Source organism: Shewanella psychropiezotolerans (assembly GCF_007197555.1).
In the GTDB taxonomy this organism is placed as follows: Bacteria; Pseudomonadota; Gammaproteobacteria; order Enterobacterales; family Shewanellaceae; genus Shewanella; species Shewanella psychropiezotolerans.
Genome location: NZ_CP041614.1, coordinates 3,754,456 through 3,772,478 on the forward strand (window position 1 = coordinate 3,754,456; position 18,023 = coordinate 3,772,478).

Here is an 18,023-nt window from a genome sequence, read left to right on the forward strand (position 1 = left end):
ACTTCTAACACTCTTTAAGTCTCGACGTATTTCTTACTGTATGTTGATATTGTAAATATGAGTTCCGCAATCGCGATTAGACCATCTTAAACATCACAAAAACTGATAGCCATGGCCAAATAAAACAAGCTAAATATCACACTGTACCTGTACAATTTGTTCTTGACCAACTAGTTCTGCTGTTTGTTTTTCTAAGTGAAACTGATTTCATGGAGTTAAAAAGACAATAAAGCTACTGAGGTTTATTACAAGGTTAGAGTAAGAAAACAGCATACTTAGATGATGACTGTTCAGGTAATGACCATTACTTTACATCTGGATAGAATTAAACAGATACATTGTTCATCTTAAGCATAAATTAAAAAGTATTGAGTTAAAAAACACTATACTTTAAATTTGATCGTATGACTGCTGAATTTACAGACTGTTTTTATGTAGGCATATCTCTTCATTAAGCTGGATGTTTGGGAATAAACCGCTGATTTGTAAAATAGGGACAATTTATCTTTATGGATAATCAAGGAACGATTCTTATAGTTGATGATACCAGTACTAATATTGCCGTGTTGGCTGCGTGTTTACAACACCATTATCACTTGAAATTCGCCATGAACGGCCAGCGTTGTTTAGAATTAGCCGAAACAAAGCCGATACCCGATTTGATCCTGCTGGATATCGTTATGCCAGATATGGATGGTTATGATGTTTGTCGACACTTAAAAGAAAATCCAGTTACCCAGAATATTCCAATTATCTTCGTGACGGGAAAAAGTAGTGAGCAGGAGGAGGAATTGGGTCTACAACTCGGTGCCGTTGATTATATCACTAAACCTATACGCCCCGGGATAGTGCTTGCTAGAGTCAGGACACAAATAATCTTGAAACGGCAACGTGATAAGCTAAGGTGCATGGCTTTACATGATCAACTTACTGGATTATTTAATCGACATTTTCTTATTGAAGTAGCCAATAAGAAGATAGCACAAGTTTCTCGCCATAATGGCATCTTGTCGTTGATGATGATAGATATTGATCACTTTAAAAAAGTGAATGACCGGTTTGGGCATCAATCTGGAGACGCGGTACTTAAGAGTGTTGCCAAAGTTTTGTCTGCTATCAATCGAAAAGAAGATATTGTGGCCCGCTATGGTGGAGAAGAGTTTGTGGTATTACTCGATAACTGCGCCATCATAGATGCTGAAGATAAAGCAGAACAAGTTAGGCAGCAGATTGAAGCATCAGTTCCTGAAGGTATCTTTATTACAGCCAGTTTTGGTATTGCAGAATATCAAATGATATGAAAGTTTCGAACAACTCCTTGCTCGTGCTGATGAGGCTTTATACTTTGCTAAAGAAGAGGGAAGGAATTGTATTGTAACAGCTAAGAATAAATATTATTGCCCAATCGCTGCATTGAATGACACTTGCGTAATGACAATAGGTTCACGATATATAGATATTGACAAATGTGATCAATAGTAATCCCTTTCCTGATATGACTGAATCCCTGTACCCATATGCTACAGGGTCGGCATTGACCGTGCTTTTTTAGTTTAAAAACTACAATCATTGCTATCTCTATTCCGCTAAGTTGCTCACCCAGCTTAGTGTTTTTTTCGTAAGCTCTTAATTACAAACTCTCTGCTGCTCCTCCGCCATCAATATTGAAAAGGCTCATCAACTCCAGTACGAGTATTCAAAGAGATAGAGACAACTTAATGCCAATATTAAAAATATTATGCACATGTTTTTACACTTCAAAGCCTGTTTATGCTCAAAGAATAGGAGGAAGAGCCGCCTAGTGACTCGCTCACTGGTAACTTATTAATAACTAGCCAGGTCACCGGAGCACTTTCGGGTTAGGACCAACCTTTGCAACAGAGCCAGCGCAAGGCTGTAAGACCTTAGCCGCAATTTAACCAAGCTTAAGAGTGAACCCAGAAAGTGATGGAGACAAATGAGATCATCCGTTTACGCATGTTCTAATGGTTGACCTGAAACAATTAAAAAGCCGCATTCAATGCGGCTTTTTAATTTTCTAACGGTTAGGTGTGATCTTTTCGTGATCAACAAATTTAAAAATCAACTAAATATCAAATGGTTACAATCACATTCAATGCACCCCAAGGTGCCTGTTTTAATCAAATATTCTATGTCGTCACGTGCGCTTCCATCTCGGCGCCAATTTTCTTGCGCATCTCCATCAAACGAATGGCAGAGTCACGTAACTTGATGTCCTGCTCGCTCTCTGGCACCCATTCAGGGACTTCTGTCGGATTGCCTGAATCATCCACTGCCACCATGATCACGATACAATGTGTGGTCAAGTGCCGCTCAGGGTTCTTAGGATCGCCCGCTCTGACGTCTATGCCTAAATGCATGGATGAGCGTCCGGTGTAGATCACTTTAGCGCTGGTTTCTACAATATTACCAACCTGGATAGGTTTCACGAAGCGGATCCCGCCAGCGTAAGCCGTGATGCAATATTTACCACTCCAACCGGCAGCACAAGCGTAAGCGGCCAGATCGATCCATTTCATTACGGCCCCACCATGGACTTTACCACCAAAGTTTACATCTGCAGGCTCTGCAAGAAACCTTAAGGTTATCTCTCTCTCTTTACCAGCCATAGCTTTCTCGAATCAATTTTCTTTAAAATAAGTGTACGTCAAAAAGTCTGCTTAGAGTACTAGTAAAGTCTATGATTTGAGCTTAAATCAAACAGATAAGGAAATTATCCAAGTTTAGTCACTAATACACAAGCCGCGAGAATCAAAGGAATAGCCAGACGATAGGTCCAAAGCTGAACCCCAGAACTGAACACCCGCGAACCCTTGAGCCATGAGTGTAAACCAAAACCTGCCAGGAATAGCATCAGCACTTCGACACCCGCAATAGTATCGGTATCTCCACCGGTAAAAATAGCCGTCACTAATAAGGCAAACCAGACGACGGTGAAGCCAGCGGCGGCTAAAGAAAAGGTCTTAATGCCAACATCCAGATTTGGTAAGAATGACTTATTCTCACCACGAATAAGTTCGCTGAGGTTAGCGGTTAATGCGCCAACGAGTGGCATCAGGGGTACGACGACAAGATTTAACATGGTATGTCCTACAAACTAGTTTACAGAAACCAAGTATCTGCCCATTCACCTTAGCTTCCAAGTGATGTTTACCATGATTAACTAAGCTTAATCCTGCGGAAATTTAAGCTTAACCTCTGTCAACATCTTTCATACTAATCCCGATTGAAAGCACAAAATAAAAAAGCGCCATCAGGCGCTTTTAAATAGTGTTATCAATCCTATAAAGGATCAATTCATGTGACTGAATTAGCTTCTCTTGAATAGCAAAGAGCCGTTGGTACCGCCAAAGCCAAATGAATTACATAATGCATACTCAAACTTCTGATCCCTCGCGGTGTGCGGCACGAAATCGAGATCGCAACCTTCATCAGGATTGTCTAAGTTCAATGTCGGTGGCACTACTTGATCTCTCAGCGCCAACAAGGTGATGATGGCTTCAACTGAACCCGCGGCACCAAGCAGGTGCCCGGTCATCGACTTAGTCGAGCTGACGGTGAGATCGTAAGCATGGGCACCAAATGCAGCCTTAACCGCTGCCGCCTCTGCTTTATCCCCTGCGGGTGTCGATGTGCCGTGAGCATTGATATAACCAACCAACTCTTTGGCTATTTTGGCATCATTCATGGCGTTAACCATGGCAGCTGCTGCGCCAGAACCATCTGCTGGCGGTGATGTCATATGAAAAGCATCTCCACTCATGCCAAAACCGACCAGCTCGCCATAGATGGTCGCACCGCGAGCCTTAGCGTGCTCATACTCTTCCATGACCATGATGCCGGCACCGTCACCTATGACGAAGCCATCTCTGTCTTTATCCCAAGGGCGGCTCGCTGCTTGGGGGTCATCGTTGCGTGTCGACAATGCCTTGGCTGAAGCGAAGCCGCCAACTCCTAACGGACAAGTGACATCTTCGGCGCCACCGGCAACCATTATATCGGCATCACCATAGGCAATAGTACGAGCCGCGAAACCTATGTTATGTACACCGGTCGTACAGGCTGTGGTCACAGCAAAGTTAGGCCCTTTCAAGCCATACTTGATTGATAGGTGACCCGCAATCATGTTGATGATGGTGCTGGGTACGAAAAAAGGTGAGATCTTACGCGGTCCACCTTTAGTTAAGGCTGCGTGGCCTTGCTCTATGAGTCTCAGTCCGCCCATGCCGGCGCCGATAGCAGTACCGACGCGAGCAGGATCGAGTTTATCCATATCTAATCCTGCATCTTCAACGGCTTGAATACCCGCGGCCATACCGTACTGGATAAACAGATCCATCTTTCGAGCGTCTTTCTTTGTCAAATATTGCTCAACATCGAAATCTTTGACTGAGCCACTGAAACGAGTGGTAAATTCACTCGCATCAAATTTAGTGATTGGGGCTATTCCGCTTTGGCCTGAAACTAATGCCTTCCAGGATGAATCTACGGTATTGCCTACAGGACTGACTAAACCTAGACCGGTTACGACTACACGACGTTTAGACACGTTGTCACCTTTTTACTGAGTTAAATAGAAATGAAGCATGGATACATGCATCTTATTTTAGTTCTGAACTGTTAGAAATTAAAAGTAGTAGTAGTAGTGATGGGAACACGCGATTTCCAATAGCCAGAAACAAAAACAGGCAGCATAAATGCTGCCTGTTTTCTAGAATTCAGGATTACTGATTCTTTGAAACGTAATCAATTGCTGATTGAACAGTAGTGATTTTTTCAGCTTCTTCATCAGGGATCTCGGTGTCAAACTCTTCTTCCAGAGCCATAACCAACTCAACCGTGTCCAGAGAATCTGCACCCAGGTCGTCAACGAAAGATGCTGCAGACTTAACGTCTTCTTCTTTAACACCTAGTTGCTCAATAATGATTTTCTTTACACGTTCTTCGATGTTGCTCATTAGTTTTCTTTCCTATTAAATTACGCACTTGCGCAAGATTGCGAGTAGTTTATTCAATTTGGCTAACAATGCAAGCTTAACTTCTGTGGTCTAACCACGAAAGTATGCATATCTTGATGCCGATCATCAATAGTTGGCTGAAAAAACTGCCAATACCCTAAAATTTATACATCATCACACAGTAACAATTAACGACTGAAACTCTGTGATCTTATTTGAGACTCATTAAAACGCACAAGATACTGCACATTTTAATGTGTCTCAACAGCCTTAGGCCATGTACATGCCACCATTCACATGGAGAGTCTCACCTGTGATATAAGCAGCAGAGTCAGATGCTAGGAAAAGCACGGCATTCGCTATCTCTTGTGCTTGTCCGAGTCGCGCCATAGGCACCTGCGACATAATACCTTGTTGCTGCTCTTCAGTCAGCTCATCGGTCATATCAGTCTGGATAAATCCAGGAGCAATAGCATTCACTGTTATTTGACGAGATGCAACCTCCTTTGCAAGAGATTTTGTAAATCCAAGTAAACCCGCTTTCGCAGCGCAATAGTTTGTTTGACCGGGGTTGCCCATGGAGCCTACGACAGAGCCGATATTGATGATACGCCCATTACGCTTTTTCATCATGGATCGCATCACTGCTTTAGACGTTCTGAATATCGAAGTCAGGTTAGTATCTATGATATCTCCCCACTCATCTTCCTTCATACGCATCAGCAGGTTGTCACGGGTGATACCGGCGTTATTGACCAGAATATTGACATCACCAACTTTCTCTTTAATGGTAGAGAATAATTCAGCGACAGAATCTTTGTCCGTGACATTAAGTACCAAACCAAAACCATTGTCACCCAGATACTCTTGAATTGCCGCAGCACCACGCTCGCTGGTCGCGGTACCGATAACGGTTGCACCAGCAGATATCAACGTTTCAGCAACGGCGCGGCCAATACCACGACTCGCGCCAGTAACCAAGGCAACTTTTCCAGATAAATCTATTGTTACACTCATTACAATCTCCTATTCGGTCAGTGCAGCAAGTGATGCCACATCGTTGACCACTTTCGCAGTTAGCGAACGATCGATACGCTTCGCTAAACCGGTTAATACTTTGCCGGGCCCCATTTCAAACAAACTTGTTACGCCTTGCTCCGAGATGGCTTTCACCGTATCAGACCAAAGTACAGGGCAATAGAGCTGACGGACCAAGGCATCCTTGATCTCTGCAGCAGACTCAGGGCTTGCTACATCAACATTATTAATGACGGTTATTTGTGGTGTTTTAAACTCTATGCTCTCAAGCGCTACAGCCAATTTTTCAGCAGCAGGACGCATCAATTCGCAATGTGACGGTACACTGACAGGCAGTGCAATAACCATCTTAGCCCCGCCTCCTTACATAAGGCGGCGGCGCGTTCAACCGCGGCCTTGCTGCCGGCGATGACGACCTGACCCGGGCTGTTATAATTGACCGGACTGACGACTTCACCTTCGGCTCCCTCTTCACACGCCTTAGCGATGGCATCATTATCCAGACCGATAATGGCAAACATTGCACCAGTACCTGCTGGAACCGCTTGCTGCATGAGTTGTCCACGAAGTTCGACCAGCTTTACTGCATCGATAAAATCCATCACGCCTGCGCACACCAAGGCCGAATATTCACCTAAGCTGTGACCCGCCATTATCTTAGGCAGAGTCTTGCCACTGGCTTGATAAACACGCCAAATAGCCACGCTTGCGGTCAACAGTGCAGGCTGAGTCTTATCCGTTTGATTAAGCGTTTCAACTGGGCCTTGCTGCACCAGCTCCCACAGATCATAACCTAGTGCATCACTTGCCTGAGAAAAAGTTTGAGCGATGATATCGTGCTCGACAGCAAGTTCGGCCAACATGCCAATGGCCTGAGAGCCTTGACCAGGAAAAACGAAAGCAGAATTTTCCATAATATTTACCTATGACAATTCATAAAACATCTTGATGTTTAAAACAGGCTTTACCCGCCTGCTTAAACAAGATTAAAAACGGACCAGTGCACTGCCCCACGCAAAGCCAGCACCAAATGCTTCGAGCAAGATAAGCTGACCGCGCTCGATTCGACCATCACGAACGGCTTCATCCAACGCGATAGGAACGGAGGCTGCTGACGTATTACCATGCTTTGCTAAGGTCAATACCACTTTATCCAAACTCATATTGAGCTTCTTCGCCGTGGCCTTGATGATCCTGAAGTTTGCTTGATGAGGAACCAACCAGTCAATTTCAGACTTATCAATCTGATTAATCCTTAAGGTTTCTGTGACCACATGGGCAAGCTTAGTCACTGCGACCTTAAAAACATCATTGCCTTTCATGATCATATATCCCATGGCTGCAGAAGATTCACCCGGGCGCGGCGGAAAAGAGCATTTAAGTAGATCGCCTTGACTGCCATCGGCATAGATATGAGTAGAAATGATACCCGGCTCGTTCGAAGCACCTATCACGGCGGCCCCTGCACCATCACCGAATAAGATAATAGTGCTGCGGTCATCGGGTTCACACAGACGTGATAACACGTCCGCACCGATAACTAAGACTTTCTTAGCGGCACCGGATTTAACATATTGGTCGGCAATAGAAAGCGCATAAACGAAGCCTGAACATGCGGCGGCAATATCGAATGCTGGAATAGTATTAACCCCCAGCATAGCCTGAATTTCACAGGCCGCTGCGGGAAATGCGTTACTGGCACTCGTCGTACCACACACGATCATATCGAGTTCAGATGCGTCTACCCCAGCCATTTCCAGGGCTTTAAGTGCAGCTTGGTAGCCCATAGTAGACACAGTCTCGTTTGGGGCGGCGATTCTACGCTCTGAAATACCTGTGCGTTCAACAATCCACTGATCTGTGGTTTCAACCATTTTTTCCAGATCAGAATTGCTACGCACCTGTTCTGGTAGATAACTACCAGTTCCAAGAATTTTTGTATGCATAAAGGAGATATCAGCTATTAATGTCTAAAAGAATCGACTCTAGACGTTCTTCAATCATCTGAGGGAGTCGACGTTGTGCCTCGGTCACTGCCAGATTAATCGCTTGTAAATAAGCAGACTCATCAGCGCTTCCATGACTTTTTACTACGATTCCGCGCAATCCTATCAAACTTGCACCATTGTAGTGGTCGGGGTTCATCTGATTCAGTACAGAATTGATACGAGGCGTGATTAATTTGGCCATTAATCGAACAAAGAAGCCTTGTTTCAGGCCTTTTTTTAATTGGTCTACCAGTAACCTGGCAATACCTTCTGAAGTTTTTAGAGTGATATTTCCTACGAAACCATCGCAAACGATGACATCGACATTCCCCGAAAAGAGGTCATTACCTTCGATAAAGCCGACATAATTGAGTTGAGGGCTCTGCTGTAAAAGTCGGCCTGCCTGCTGAACCTGATCATTACCTTTGATCTCTTCGATACCAACATTGAGTAATGCCACCTTAGGTGAAGGATTCTTATCTACGGCTTCGCATAATACCGAGCCCATTACAGCGAATTGAAACAAGGTTTCCGAGCAGCATGAGACATTGGCACCGAGATCGAGTAAGTAGACTGGGGTCTCATTCACGGCAGGAAGACAACTCACAAGCGCTGGTCTGTCTATTCCAGGTAGCGTTTTTAGCAGAACCTTAGACATAGCCATCAAAGCACCGGTATTACCCGCACTCAAACAGGCGTCAGCCTTGCCATCACGAACCAGCTCTATGGCTAACCTCATCGAACTTTGTTTGCGGTTTCTCAGCGCATGAACGGGTCTGTCTGACATGCTAACGACTTCGGTCGTATGCAAGATCTCTATTCGCGATCGAACACTGTGCTTTGCTTGAGAAAGATAAGGCGTGATTTCGGCTTCATTACCCACGAGGATAATACGAAGAAAGGAAGATAAACGAAGCGCCTGCAGGGTTGCAGGCACTGTGATGTGGGGGCCATGATCGCCCCCCATCGCATCTAACGCGAGCGTCAGATTAGTCATTTAGTAAGCAACAAATTACTTGTTGATAACCTTCTGACCACGGTAAAAACCATCCGCAGTCACGTTGTGACGTAGGTGTAGTTCACCACTCGTTGAGTCTACTGATAATTGAGGAGTGCTCAATGAATCATGTGAACGACGCATTCCGCGCTTTGAACGAGATTTTTTGTTCTTTTGTACAGCCATTTGACCTGTCTCCTGGGTTACTTGCTCTTCAGTTTTTCTAACACTGCAAACGGATTTGGACGCTCCTCTTGAGAAGGTTCAATCTCGCCTACTACTATATCTTGATCTCCCTGACCGCAACTTTCGCTGACATGCATAGGGATTAAAGGCATAGCGACTATCAATTCATCTTCAATCAATTGATGCAGACGAACCTCGCCTATTTCATTACTCTCAATAGGGTCATACGCATCCGGGAGCTCATCGATTTCGGCTTCATTCCCGCAGGGACTGAAGCTAAAGTCGACCGTAACCTCTGTGGTAAATAGCGTCATGCAGCGTTGACATATCAGAGTGAGCTCCGTCACAGCCTTCCCGTTAAGGTAGACTATCCCCTGTAAATCTTCACCACATTGTAACGACACTGTCACATCGGAACAGTCGCCGGCACTTAACTCATTCAACCGTTTTAATTGCTTACCCGGGATCAGGCCTTCAAAAGAAAGCTGACTCGAGGCCGCACGTATTGGATCGATTGAAACCGGTATCTTTACTGTTTGCATAAGGCGCGCATACTATAGTTTGAAATCCTCAGAGTCAAAGGAAATTTCCCATCTTAATAAAGAAGAGGGAAATCATTTACTCGTTTTAACTCTGAAAACAAAAATTGATGGATTAGAAATTTTACCCAAGCTGCCCAATTTACTCAAGTGTTTCATGCTCAAAATAGCAACGTTCACACCCATTTTAGTGAAGAAACTATCAAAGTGCGTGTAACCTGGACAATAACAAGGCTAAACTCCGGAGCATAACCACTGATAACGAACTTACACAACTTATAATAACGTTTCAGTGAAATCATCTTCAGCCCCCTCGAGGACATTCATATCATGTCGACACCCATCATCTTAGCATCAACCTCTCAATACAGAAAACAGATCTTAGCCAAGCTCGACTTGCCCTTTTCTTGTTGTGACCCACGAGTCGATGAAACCCACTTAGCCGATGAGTCGCCTGCAGATCTGGTAGTAAGGTTAGCCGAAGCTAAGGCTAAAGCCGGTGCGCAGCAATATCCTGAAGGCCTGGTCATTGGCTCAGATCAAGTCGCGGTCATCGATGGTAAGATAATAGGCAAGCCTTTAAACCACGAGACCGCAGTGAAACAGCTGACGGCTTCATCGGGTAAAATCATCACCTTTTACACTGGCATTTCACTGCATAATATTGCTTCGGGTCAAAACGAAAGCCTGTGTGAAACCTTCAACGTCCACTTCAAACACTTATCTCAACTGCAGATCGAACATTACCTATCGAGAGAGCAGCCATATTACTGTGCAGGTAGTTTCAAATGTGAAGGGCTGGGCATTGCCCTGTTTGAGCGATTAGAGGGAAAAGATCCCAACACTTTAATCGGGCTCCCCTTGATCGCACTCACCGAGATGCTTGCCAGGCAAGGCTACGACGTTTTAGCCCTGAGATAGTTCCAAATGAATACCAAGGCATGAACTTATCATGTAAAACTTAGTTATTTAGTATTAATCATCTTCTCTGTGGTTAAGAAAAGCATGATAACTGGCCGGAAACTGATATTAAAGTAGTGAACACTCGCCCAATTTTGCCCTGGAAGTATGAAATACGGTCAGTTTACTCACGCTCAACCAGATAGCCACTACACTTAACCTCTATTAATAATGAGAATCAGTATCGAGTACCTTGACGTACTCGGACATTTGACTTTGAGTCGACAAGGAGGTCTGACTTACTGGTTATATTTTGTGGGAATCGCTAATGACTGATATTGAAGAAGCGCTCGCGCTATTAGCCGCGCCGTGCACGGATGAACGTTTTTTCCAACGCGCCCTCAAGGCTCTCGCGCTCGTCACTCAATGTCGCTGGGCCGCATTTGGACGGCCTTCACATAAAGACGGCATCATGGAGATCGTGGCTTTTTGTGATTTAAAACATAATGTCCCGGGATTCGAGTTTGATCTCAAAGGTTCTCCCTGTGAGTCCATCTACCAGCTCAAGTATCCCAATTGCCACATACTTTACCCTTCAGAGCTACAAAAAACATTCCCAAACTTCTCCTTAATAAAGAATCTCGGAGCCAACAGTTATCAAGCCGAATTAATCCTCAACGACGATGGCTCTCCGATTGGCCATATACTCGTTATGGACACGTTGCCACAAACAGAGACGATGAAATCCAGAGAGTTTTTCAGGTTACTCGCCCAAAGGATTGGCATCGAATATAAAAGATTGCTCATTTCCCGTGAGCTGGACCTGCACAAACAGATGATTGCCCACACAGAACAGTTGATGTCATTCGTGGATCGAAACTATCAATATCGAGTCATTTCGAAAGGGTATGAAAAAGTCTTTAACCAAACAGCCAAGTCTCTCATAGGAAAATCTGTTGCAGAGGTCCACGGAGAAGCGATATTTAACGATCATTTAAAGCCCTTATTGGATAGGACACTTAAAGGTGAAACCATAACGGCACAGAGCTGGATCCATCCCCCTCACCTCTCAGAGCCCATTTATCTCAATATTCACCATAATCCCTATTTTAATGAGAAAGGTGAGGTCCTCGGCGTTATCGTCTCGGCACATAACATCACAGATCTTCACCATGCCAATGAAAAGATAGCACATTACGCCAATCACGACCCCTTAACTGGTTTACTCAATCGCAGAGCCCTGTTTGAGCAGATGGAACAGAAATTACTGGCGCAACAGAAGGGTCAGCTACAGCTGGCGGTGATCTATCTCGATCTGGATGGCTTCAGGCAGATAAACGATACCTATGGTCACCACCTGGGTGATAGAATTCTTAATGACGTCGCGAAACGCATTAAACAGGCCGCAAGTACACAGGAGTTGGTCGCAAGAATTGGAGGTGATGAGTTTATAGTCCTGACCAGTCTGGACTATGGCGCTAGCAAGGCTAACTATAGGGACAAGTTAGAATCTCGTTGTAAACAGTTTTTGAGTGATTTGAAAATGACGATAGATATCGAGGGCCATAGCTTACCCATATCGGCCAATGTAGGACACTATGTGGTTGAAGAGTTCAATATGGACTTGTCCTCTATCATATCTCAGGCCGATAAAGATATGTACGATAATAAGAAGATCCAATGACTCCGCAATTTCGTCTCATAAAATAACGGAGCTGTCTGCTAACAGACTCCCGGAGGCCAGACTTAGATGTAAATCACTATGAGGTCAGGTGTTCGAGCAACTCCATCGGTGAACTGATCACAACCTTAGGCTTGGCTTGGCTCAATTTATCTTTATCATGGGCACCATAGTCCACGCCTATGGCATGGATCCCCGCATTATTTGCCATATTAAGATCATGAATTGAATCGCCAATCATCACAGCCTTATCCGGTGAGACATCGAGTTCATTCAATAACTGCAAGATCATCTCGGGGCTAGGCTTACTTGCGGCTTCGTCTGCACACCGACTTGCCACAAAATATCCACCAAGCTCCGTTGCGATTAACACTCGGTTGAGTCCAGCTCGCGCCTTTCCTGTGGCCACGGCCAATTTATAGCCTCGGCCATTCAAAGTCGTGAGCAAGTCTTCGACACCATCAAACAAAGGGCTCGGAGTCTGATTCAGCTGTAAATATTGCTGACGATAGACCTCTTTCATTTCGCCTTGTAACAGGGCGCTGGCATCGGGATGAAGAATACTGAGTGCTTCATCCATAGATAAGCCGATAATATCGCGTACCGCTTGCTCCGTTGGCATAAGCATATTCAAGGTCAGAGCAGATTCCTGCATACAGGCCACAATCTTGCCGACTGAGTCCATCAGGGTGCCATCCCAGTCAAAGATCACCAGTTCATACTGCTTCATGCTTTCACCAACTTATCTAACGTTTGAGTCAATACCGGATCCAGAGGCGCTTGGACTATCATGATCTCCTCTGTGCCAGGATGAGTAAACCTGAGCTGAGCTGCATGTAGGAATAAACGATTCAAGCCGTGGACACGCATGGTGTCATCAAATCTTTGCTCACTGTATTTGTCATCACAGGCGATGGGATGGCCAGCATACTGACAATGCACGCGGATTTGATGCGTTCTGCCTGTTACCGGACTGGCTTGAACGAGTGTCGCACCTTGATAACGTTGTAAGATTTTGAAGCGAGTCTCACACTCCTTTCCCTCTTGATTAACCCGAACAATTCGCTCACCTGATTTCAGAGTTAACTTGAGTAACGGCGCTTTAATCACCTTATCACGCGCTTGCCAAGTGCCTTTGACTAAGGCCTGGTAGTCCTTTTGCATCTTTTTAAATCTGAGTTGATCATGCAGGTGTCTTAACGCACTGCGTTTCTTGGCAATCAGCAATACCCCAGATGTATCTTTATCGAGACGATGCACCAATTCGAGAAACTTCTGAGTCGGTCTCAAAGCGCGCATGGCTTCTATCACACCAAAATCGACACCACTACCACCATGGACCGCGATGCCGGAAGGTTTATTGAGCACTATAATTGATTTATCTTCGAATACGATCCGATCTTCGAGTTGCGACACCTTAGTTAATTTGGCAGAAGGTCCCGGACGTTCAGATTTATCGGACACTCTTACCGGTGGGATGCGCACGATATCACCGTCTTGTAACTTGTACTCAGGCTTGATGCGCTTCTTGTTTACCCTGACCTCCCCCTTTCGCACGATCCGATAGATCATACTCTTAGGGACACCTTTTAATTTTGTCATTAAATAATTATCAATTCTCTGCCCAAGATGGTCTTCATCGATAGTGACTAATTGAACTTTTGGTTTAGGTGCTTCGGTATTCATGGTGGGCCTTATCTACATCTGGGAGCGCATTGTACATCAAGTAACAAGAATTTTATGCCTTTCCATTTGCTGAATTTATTGATTGTTGCTATATTTCATCGGCGGTTGGGGATAATCAGTGAATAAAGTGTTCATAAAACCCCCAGCCCTTACGCAAGAAGCAGAGACTAAAATAATTTTCCATCTGTCGTAAATAGCTAATTTGCAAGTCGTTTTATTAATATAATACCGAAAATGTATGTTAACGACTAAACGGATAGGAAAACCCACATTACAAGGTGGTTTCTCTAAGAAATGCGTCCCAAATTCGAAGATTAATTTTAACTTATCATCAAACGATCTCAATTCGATTTTGGCATTACCGGAAAGAACCGAATAATTTATGGGGTTAGTTGTCGTTTTACAACGAATTCCTTGTTTTTGTAGATATTAAAAAATAAGCCATAAATGGATGCGACACGCAGAGATTGCGTCTAACAGAGATGCGCACCTTGCCTAGACACCAGCCGTGAGGCTCTATTATGTGCTAGGCCCGTAATGCAACGAAAATAATCGTTTGATGACCTTATTTTAGAAGAAACACGTCATCATGAAACGGATGTTAATTAATGCGACTCAATCTGAAGAGTTGCGCGTAGCCCTAGTTGATGGGCAACAGCTATATGATCTAGATATTGAAAGTCCAGGTCACGAGCAAAAGAAAGCTAATATCTACAAGGGTAAAATCACCCGTGTAGAGCCCTCTCTCGAAGCGGCATTTGTCGATTATGGAGCAGACCGTCATGGATTCCTGCCCCTCAAAGAGATCGCCAGAGAATACTTCCCTAAAGGTTACTCTTTCCAAGGTCGCCCCAATATTAAAGAGGTGATTAAAGAGGGCCAAGAGGTCATAGTTCAAATTGATAAAGAGGAGCGTGGCAATAAAGGCGCCGCACTCACGACTTTTATCAGTTTAGCGGGTTCATACCTTGTCTTAATGCCAAATAACCCTCGCGCCGGTGGCATCTCTCGCCGTATCGAAGGTGATGAACGCACTGAGCTAAAGGCGGCCTTGTCTGAATTAGACGTGCCTAATGGCATGGGCTTAATTGTACGCACAGCCGGTGTTGGTAAAGACTCTGCAGAACTTGCATGGGATCTAAAAGTACTTGAGCATCATTGGACTGCGATTAAAGAAGCGTCTGTTGGTCGCCCCGCGCCTTTCCTCATTCACCAAGAAAGTAACGTCATCGTTCGTGCTATTCGTGACTATTTACGTCGTGATGTGGGTGAAGTACTTATCGATCATCCTCGCATCTTCGAAGAAGCAAAACAGCATGTTGCTTTGGTACGCCCCGATTTTGCAGACAGAATCAAACACTATGATGCAGAAGTGCCTCTGTTCACTCATTTCCAGATTGAGACACAGATCGAATCGGCATTCCAACGTGAAGTGCGTTTACCCTCTGGCGGATCGATTGTTATCGACCCCACTGAGGCATTAACATCAATCGATATCAACTCAGCCCGCGCCACTAAGGGCAGCGATATCGAAGAGACTGCGTTAAACACCAACCTGGAAGCTGCAGATGAAATTGCCCGTCAATTACGTCTTCGCGACTTGGGCGGACTCGTGGTTATTGACTTCATCGACATGACTCCCGTACGTCATCAGCGTGAAGTAGAGAACAGAATGCGTGATGCTGTTCACTTAGATAGAGCCCGTGTTCAACTCGGACGCATCTCTCGCTTCGGTCTGATGGAAATGTCACGACAACGCCTTAGACCCTCTCTGGAAGAGTCTGCTGCACATCTATGTCCTCGTTGTCACGGCCAAGGCACCATTCGTGGCACTGAGTCATTAGCACTGTCAATTCTGCGTCTGATGGAAGAGGAAGCGATAAAAGAGAATACCTCTCAAATCGAAGCCGTTGTGCCAGTCGATGTCGCCGCTTTCCTACTCAACGAGAAACGAAAAGCCATTCGCATCACTGAGCAACGTCATGATGTAGAAGTCTATGTGATCCCAGATCCAAATATGTCTACGCCAGATTACCGAGTCTCACGTCATCGCAAAGACGATCAGATAAGCGAAGCCAGTTATAAACTGCTGGAGCAGCCTGTATCCAATTTGTATGAGCCCCGTAAGCTTGAGCGTGCAGCGACTCCTGAGCCCGCAATAAAAGGATTCACTGCGCCAGTAAAAGCGCCTGAACCTAAAGCCAAGGCAGCAACAGCCCCTAAGGCAACTGAAGAACCTGGTCTAATCGCTAAGTTTTTCACCGCTATTGGTGGACTGTTCAAAGCTGAACCAAAGGCTGAAGAGCCCAAGAAGCAAAGCGAATCACCCAGCCAGAACCGTAACAATCGTCGTCCTGCTCGCAAGAATGATTCACGTCGTAACGACAGTCGTCGTAATCGTGATGATAAGGAGCAATCAGGCGATAAGAATGAGCGTACTTCACGTCACAGCCGTAATAAGCGTGCTGATTCAAATGAAGAGCGCTCAAGCAGAGATAAAGGCGATCAGGGCGAGCAAGGCAAGCGTCAATCTCGTCATGACAGCAAGCCGACTCGAACTCGTCAACAAGCAGATGTTACTGATACTACTGATGCAGCTGATGCGGCTGATGCGACTCCTAAACAGGAAGTTGCCAGAGAGCGTCGTCAACGTAGAAATATGCGTAGGAAAGTACGTATAGAAACTGAAAAGTCACAGCAGCTTGATGAGCAACACACAGAAGCAGTTTCTGCTGAAGTGGTTGTAGAAACAGCTCCGATTTCGGTTAAAGAAGATAAACAGGCTCGTCCTAAGCGTCAGCCTCGTAAGGCTAAGCCTAAGACTGATATAAAAGCTAAGGATGACGTTCAAGTTACTAAAGCAGCTGAAAACACTACGGCAGAAGTAGAGACTACAACGCCAGAAACTCAGCAAGACGACAAACTTGATACTGTTTCTCAAGATAGCGTGACAGTTGAAACAAGCTCAGTCGAAGCCAGTGCTACTGAAACTAGTGCTGTTGAAGTTGAAGCTAACGCTGATGCCACTGATGATAAGCCACGTGAAGGTCAGCGTCGCAGTCGTCGTAGCCCACGTCATCTTCGCGCTGCGGGTCAGCGTCGTCGCCGTGATGAAGATGACGGTGAGACTAATGCTGATGCAACTCCAGCCTTCATCCCTAATGAAACTGAAGTTGAATTTCAAGCGAATCAAGCAGCAGTCTCTGCAGCTAGCGCCCAGTCTACAACTGAAGCGCCTGTTACAGCACCGACTAAGCCAGTAGCGCCAGTTCAAGCTGAAGCTCCAGTACACGTCGAAGCTAAAGCTGAAGCTCAATCGGCACCGGCAGCTCCGATTAAGCCTGTAGCGCCAGTTCAAGCCGAGACTCCAGTGAAGGTCGAAGTTAAAGCTGAAGCTCAATCGGCATCGGCAGCTCCAACTAAGCCTGCGGCTCCGGTTCAAGCTGAGACTCAAGTGAAAGTCGAAGTTAAGGCTGAAGCTCAATCGGCATCGGCAGTGCCAACTAAGCCTGCGGCTCCGGTTAAAGCTGAGACTCCAGTGGAAGTCGAAGTTAAAGCTGAAGCTCAATCGGCATCAGCAGTGCCAACTAAGCCTGCGGCTCCGGTTAAAGTCGAAGTCAAGGTAGAAGCTCTGGCTGCATCGGCACCGACTAAACCAGAAGCTCCTGTACAAGCCGTAGCCAAGCCTGAAGTTAACACGGTAACCGCTGCAGCAGCCAGACCTGCGACACCGGTTAAAGTAGAGACTCAGCAGATAGCCCCAGAAGCAACAGCCGAAGTCAAAGCTAAAGTGGAAACACCAGTGAAGACTCTAGCTAAGCCTAGAGGTGCTAGTCGCTTTGGCACTATGGTGAGTTCAGACATGATCGCACCTGTGGTGGAAACGAGAGAAAACGTAGATGTCCCTAAAGGGCGTCAATACGAAGCATCTGAATCTTCACCAGCCGATGCTAAGCCGAAAACGGCAAATTCAGCTAATTCGGACATGGCCAGACCATAAGCTATAATTAGTCGATAAAAGAAAAGCCA

General features: G+C 45.3%; 15 protein-coding genes and 1 pseudogene. 4 read left to right on the top strand and 12 right to left on the bottom strand.

The features are described 5' to 3' along the window. Positions 1 to 509 precede the first annotated feature (509 nt). Positions 510 to 1,301 (top strand): diguanylate cyclase, encoded by a 792-nt coding sequence (locus FM037_RS16705; RefSeq protein WP_324617071.1) that lies wholly within the window; start codon positions 510 to 512, stop codon positions 1,299 to 1,301. 849 nt (positions 1,302 to 2,150) lie between these two features. Here FM037_RS16705 and FM037_RS16710 read toward each other — a convergent pair. From FM037_RS16710 to yceD, 10 genes and pseudogenes are all read right to left on the bottom strand, one after another. Continuing rightward, positions 2,151 to 2,630 carry an acyl-CoA thioesterase gene (locus FM037_RS16710; RefSeq protein ID WP_144046899.1) on the bottom strand — a complete coding sequence of 160 codons (480 nt, stop codon included), beginning with the start codon at positions 2,628 to 2,630 and terminating at the stop codon, positions 2,151 to 2,153. A 104-nt stretch (positions 2,631 to 2,734) separates the two neighbouring features. Continuing rightward, complete coding sequence (locus tag FM037_RS16715) at positions 2,735 to 3,103, bottom strand: hypothetical protein (protein WP_144046900.1); 369 nt, start codon at positions 3,101 to 3,103, stop codon at positions 2,735 to 2,737. A 228-nt stretch (positions 3,104 to 3,331) separates the two neighbouring features. Continuing rightward, positions 3,332 to 4,570: a beta-ketoacyl-ACP synthase II gene (fabF, locus tag FM037_RS16720; RefSeq protein ID WP_144046901.1), complete on the bottom strand. Its 1,239-nt coding sequence runs from the start codon at positions 4,568 to 4,570 to the stop codon at positions 3,332 to 3,334. Between the two features lie 175 nt (positions 4,571 to 4,745). Next, a complete protein-coding gene (acpP, locus tag FM037_RS16725; RefSeq protein WP_112353023.1) occupies positions 4,746 to 4,979 on the bottom strand; it encodes an acyl carrier protein in 234 nt (77 codons plus the stop codon). 270 nt (positions 4,980 to 5,249) lie between these two features. Beyond that, positions 5,250 to 5,996, bottom strand: coding sequence for a 3-oxoacyl-ACP reductase FabG (gene fabG / locus FM037_RS16730; RefSeq protein WP_144046902.1), 747 nt, complete (start codon positions 5,994 to 5,996; stop codon positions 5,250 to 5,252). A 9-nt stretch (positions 5,997 to 6,005) separates the two neighbouring features. Further along, positions 6,006 to 6,931, bottom strand: a pseudogene (fabD, locus tag FM037_RS16735) (ACP S-malonyltransferase). Positions 6,932 to 7,003: 72 nt separating this feature from the next. Further along, positions 7,004 to 7,963 (bottom strand): beta-ketoacyl-ACP synthase III, encoded by a 960-nt coding sequence (locus tag FM037_RS16740; RefSeq protein ID WP_144046903.1) that lies wholly within the window; start codon positions 7,961 to 7,963, stop codon positions 7,004 to 7,006. A 10-nt stretch (positions 7,964 to 7,973) separates the two neighbouring features. Then, entirely contained in the window at positions 7,974 to 9,002 is a 1,029-nt protein-coding gene (plsX, locus tag FM037_RS16745) for a phosphate acyltransferase PlsX (protein ID WP_144046904.1), read from the bottom strand. Positions 9,003 to 9,017: 15 nt separating this feature from the next. Next, the gene (gene rpmF / locus FM037_RS16750) at positions 9,018 to 9,188 is read right to left on the bottom strand and encodes a 50S ribosomal protein L32 (protein ID WP_012142966.1); all 171 of its coding nucleotides are present in this window, start codon (positions 9,186 to 9,188) and stop codon (positions 9,018 to 9,020) included. 17 nt (positions 9,189 to 9,205) lie between these two features. After that, positions 9,206 to 9,730, bottom strand: a complete 525-nt coding sequence (gene yceD / locus FM037_RS16755; RefSeq protein ID WP_144046905.1) for a 23S rRNA accumulation protein YceD — start codon at positions 9,728 to 9,730, stop codon at positions 9,206 to 9,208. Positions 9,731 to 10,057: 327 nt separating this feature from the next. Between yceD and FM037_RS16760 the strand changes: the two genes are divergently transcribed. Both FM037_RS16760 and FM037_RS16765 read left to right on the top strand, forming a co-directional pair. Next, positions 10,058 to 10,648 carry a Maf family protein gene (locus tag FM037_RS16760; RefSeq protein WP_144046906.1) on the top strand — a complete coding sequence of 197 codons (591 nt, stop codon included), beginning with the start codon at positions 10,058 to 10,060 and terminating at the stop codon, positions 10,646 to 10,648. Between the two features lie 307 nt (positions 10,649 to 10,955). Continuing rightward, the gene (locus FM037_RS16765) at positions 10,956 to 12,311 is read left to right on the top strand and encodes a sensor domain-containing diguanylate cyclase (protein ID WP_144046907.1); all 1,356 of its coding nucleotides are present in this window, start codon (positions 10,956 to 10,958) and stop codon (positions 12,309 to 12,311) included. A 76-nt stretch (positions 12,312 to 12,387) separates the two neighbouring features. Here the strand turns inward: FM037_RS16765 and FM037_RS16770 are convergent, their stop codons facing one another. After that, positions 12,388 to 13,038 (bottom strand): HAD-IA family hydrolase, encoded by a 651-nt coding sequence (locus tag FM037_RS16770; RefSeq protein WP_144046908.1) that lies wholly within the window; start codon positions 13,036 to 13,038, stop codon positions 12,388 to 12,390. After that, entirely contained in the window at positions 13,035 to 13,994 is a 960-nt protein-coding gene (gene rluC, locus FM037_RS16775) for a 23S rRNA pseudouridine(955/2504/2580) synthase RluC (RefSeq protein WP_144046909.1), read from the bottom strand. The genes FM037_RS16770 and rluC overlap by 4 nt, the downstream gene beginning before the upstream one ends. 589 nt (positions 13,995 to 14,583) lie before the next feature. On the opposite strand from rluC, the gene rne reads away from it, so the two are divergent. Then, the gene (gene rne / locus FM037_RS16780) at positions 14,584 to 17,994 is read left to right on the top strand and encodes a ribonuclease E (RefSeq protein ID WP_144046910.1); all 3,411 of its coding nucleotides are present in this window, start codon (positions 14,584 to 14,586) and stop codon (positions 17,992 to 17,994) included. The last annotated feature ends 29 nt before the right edge of the window (positions 17,995 to 18,023 follow it).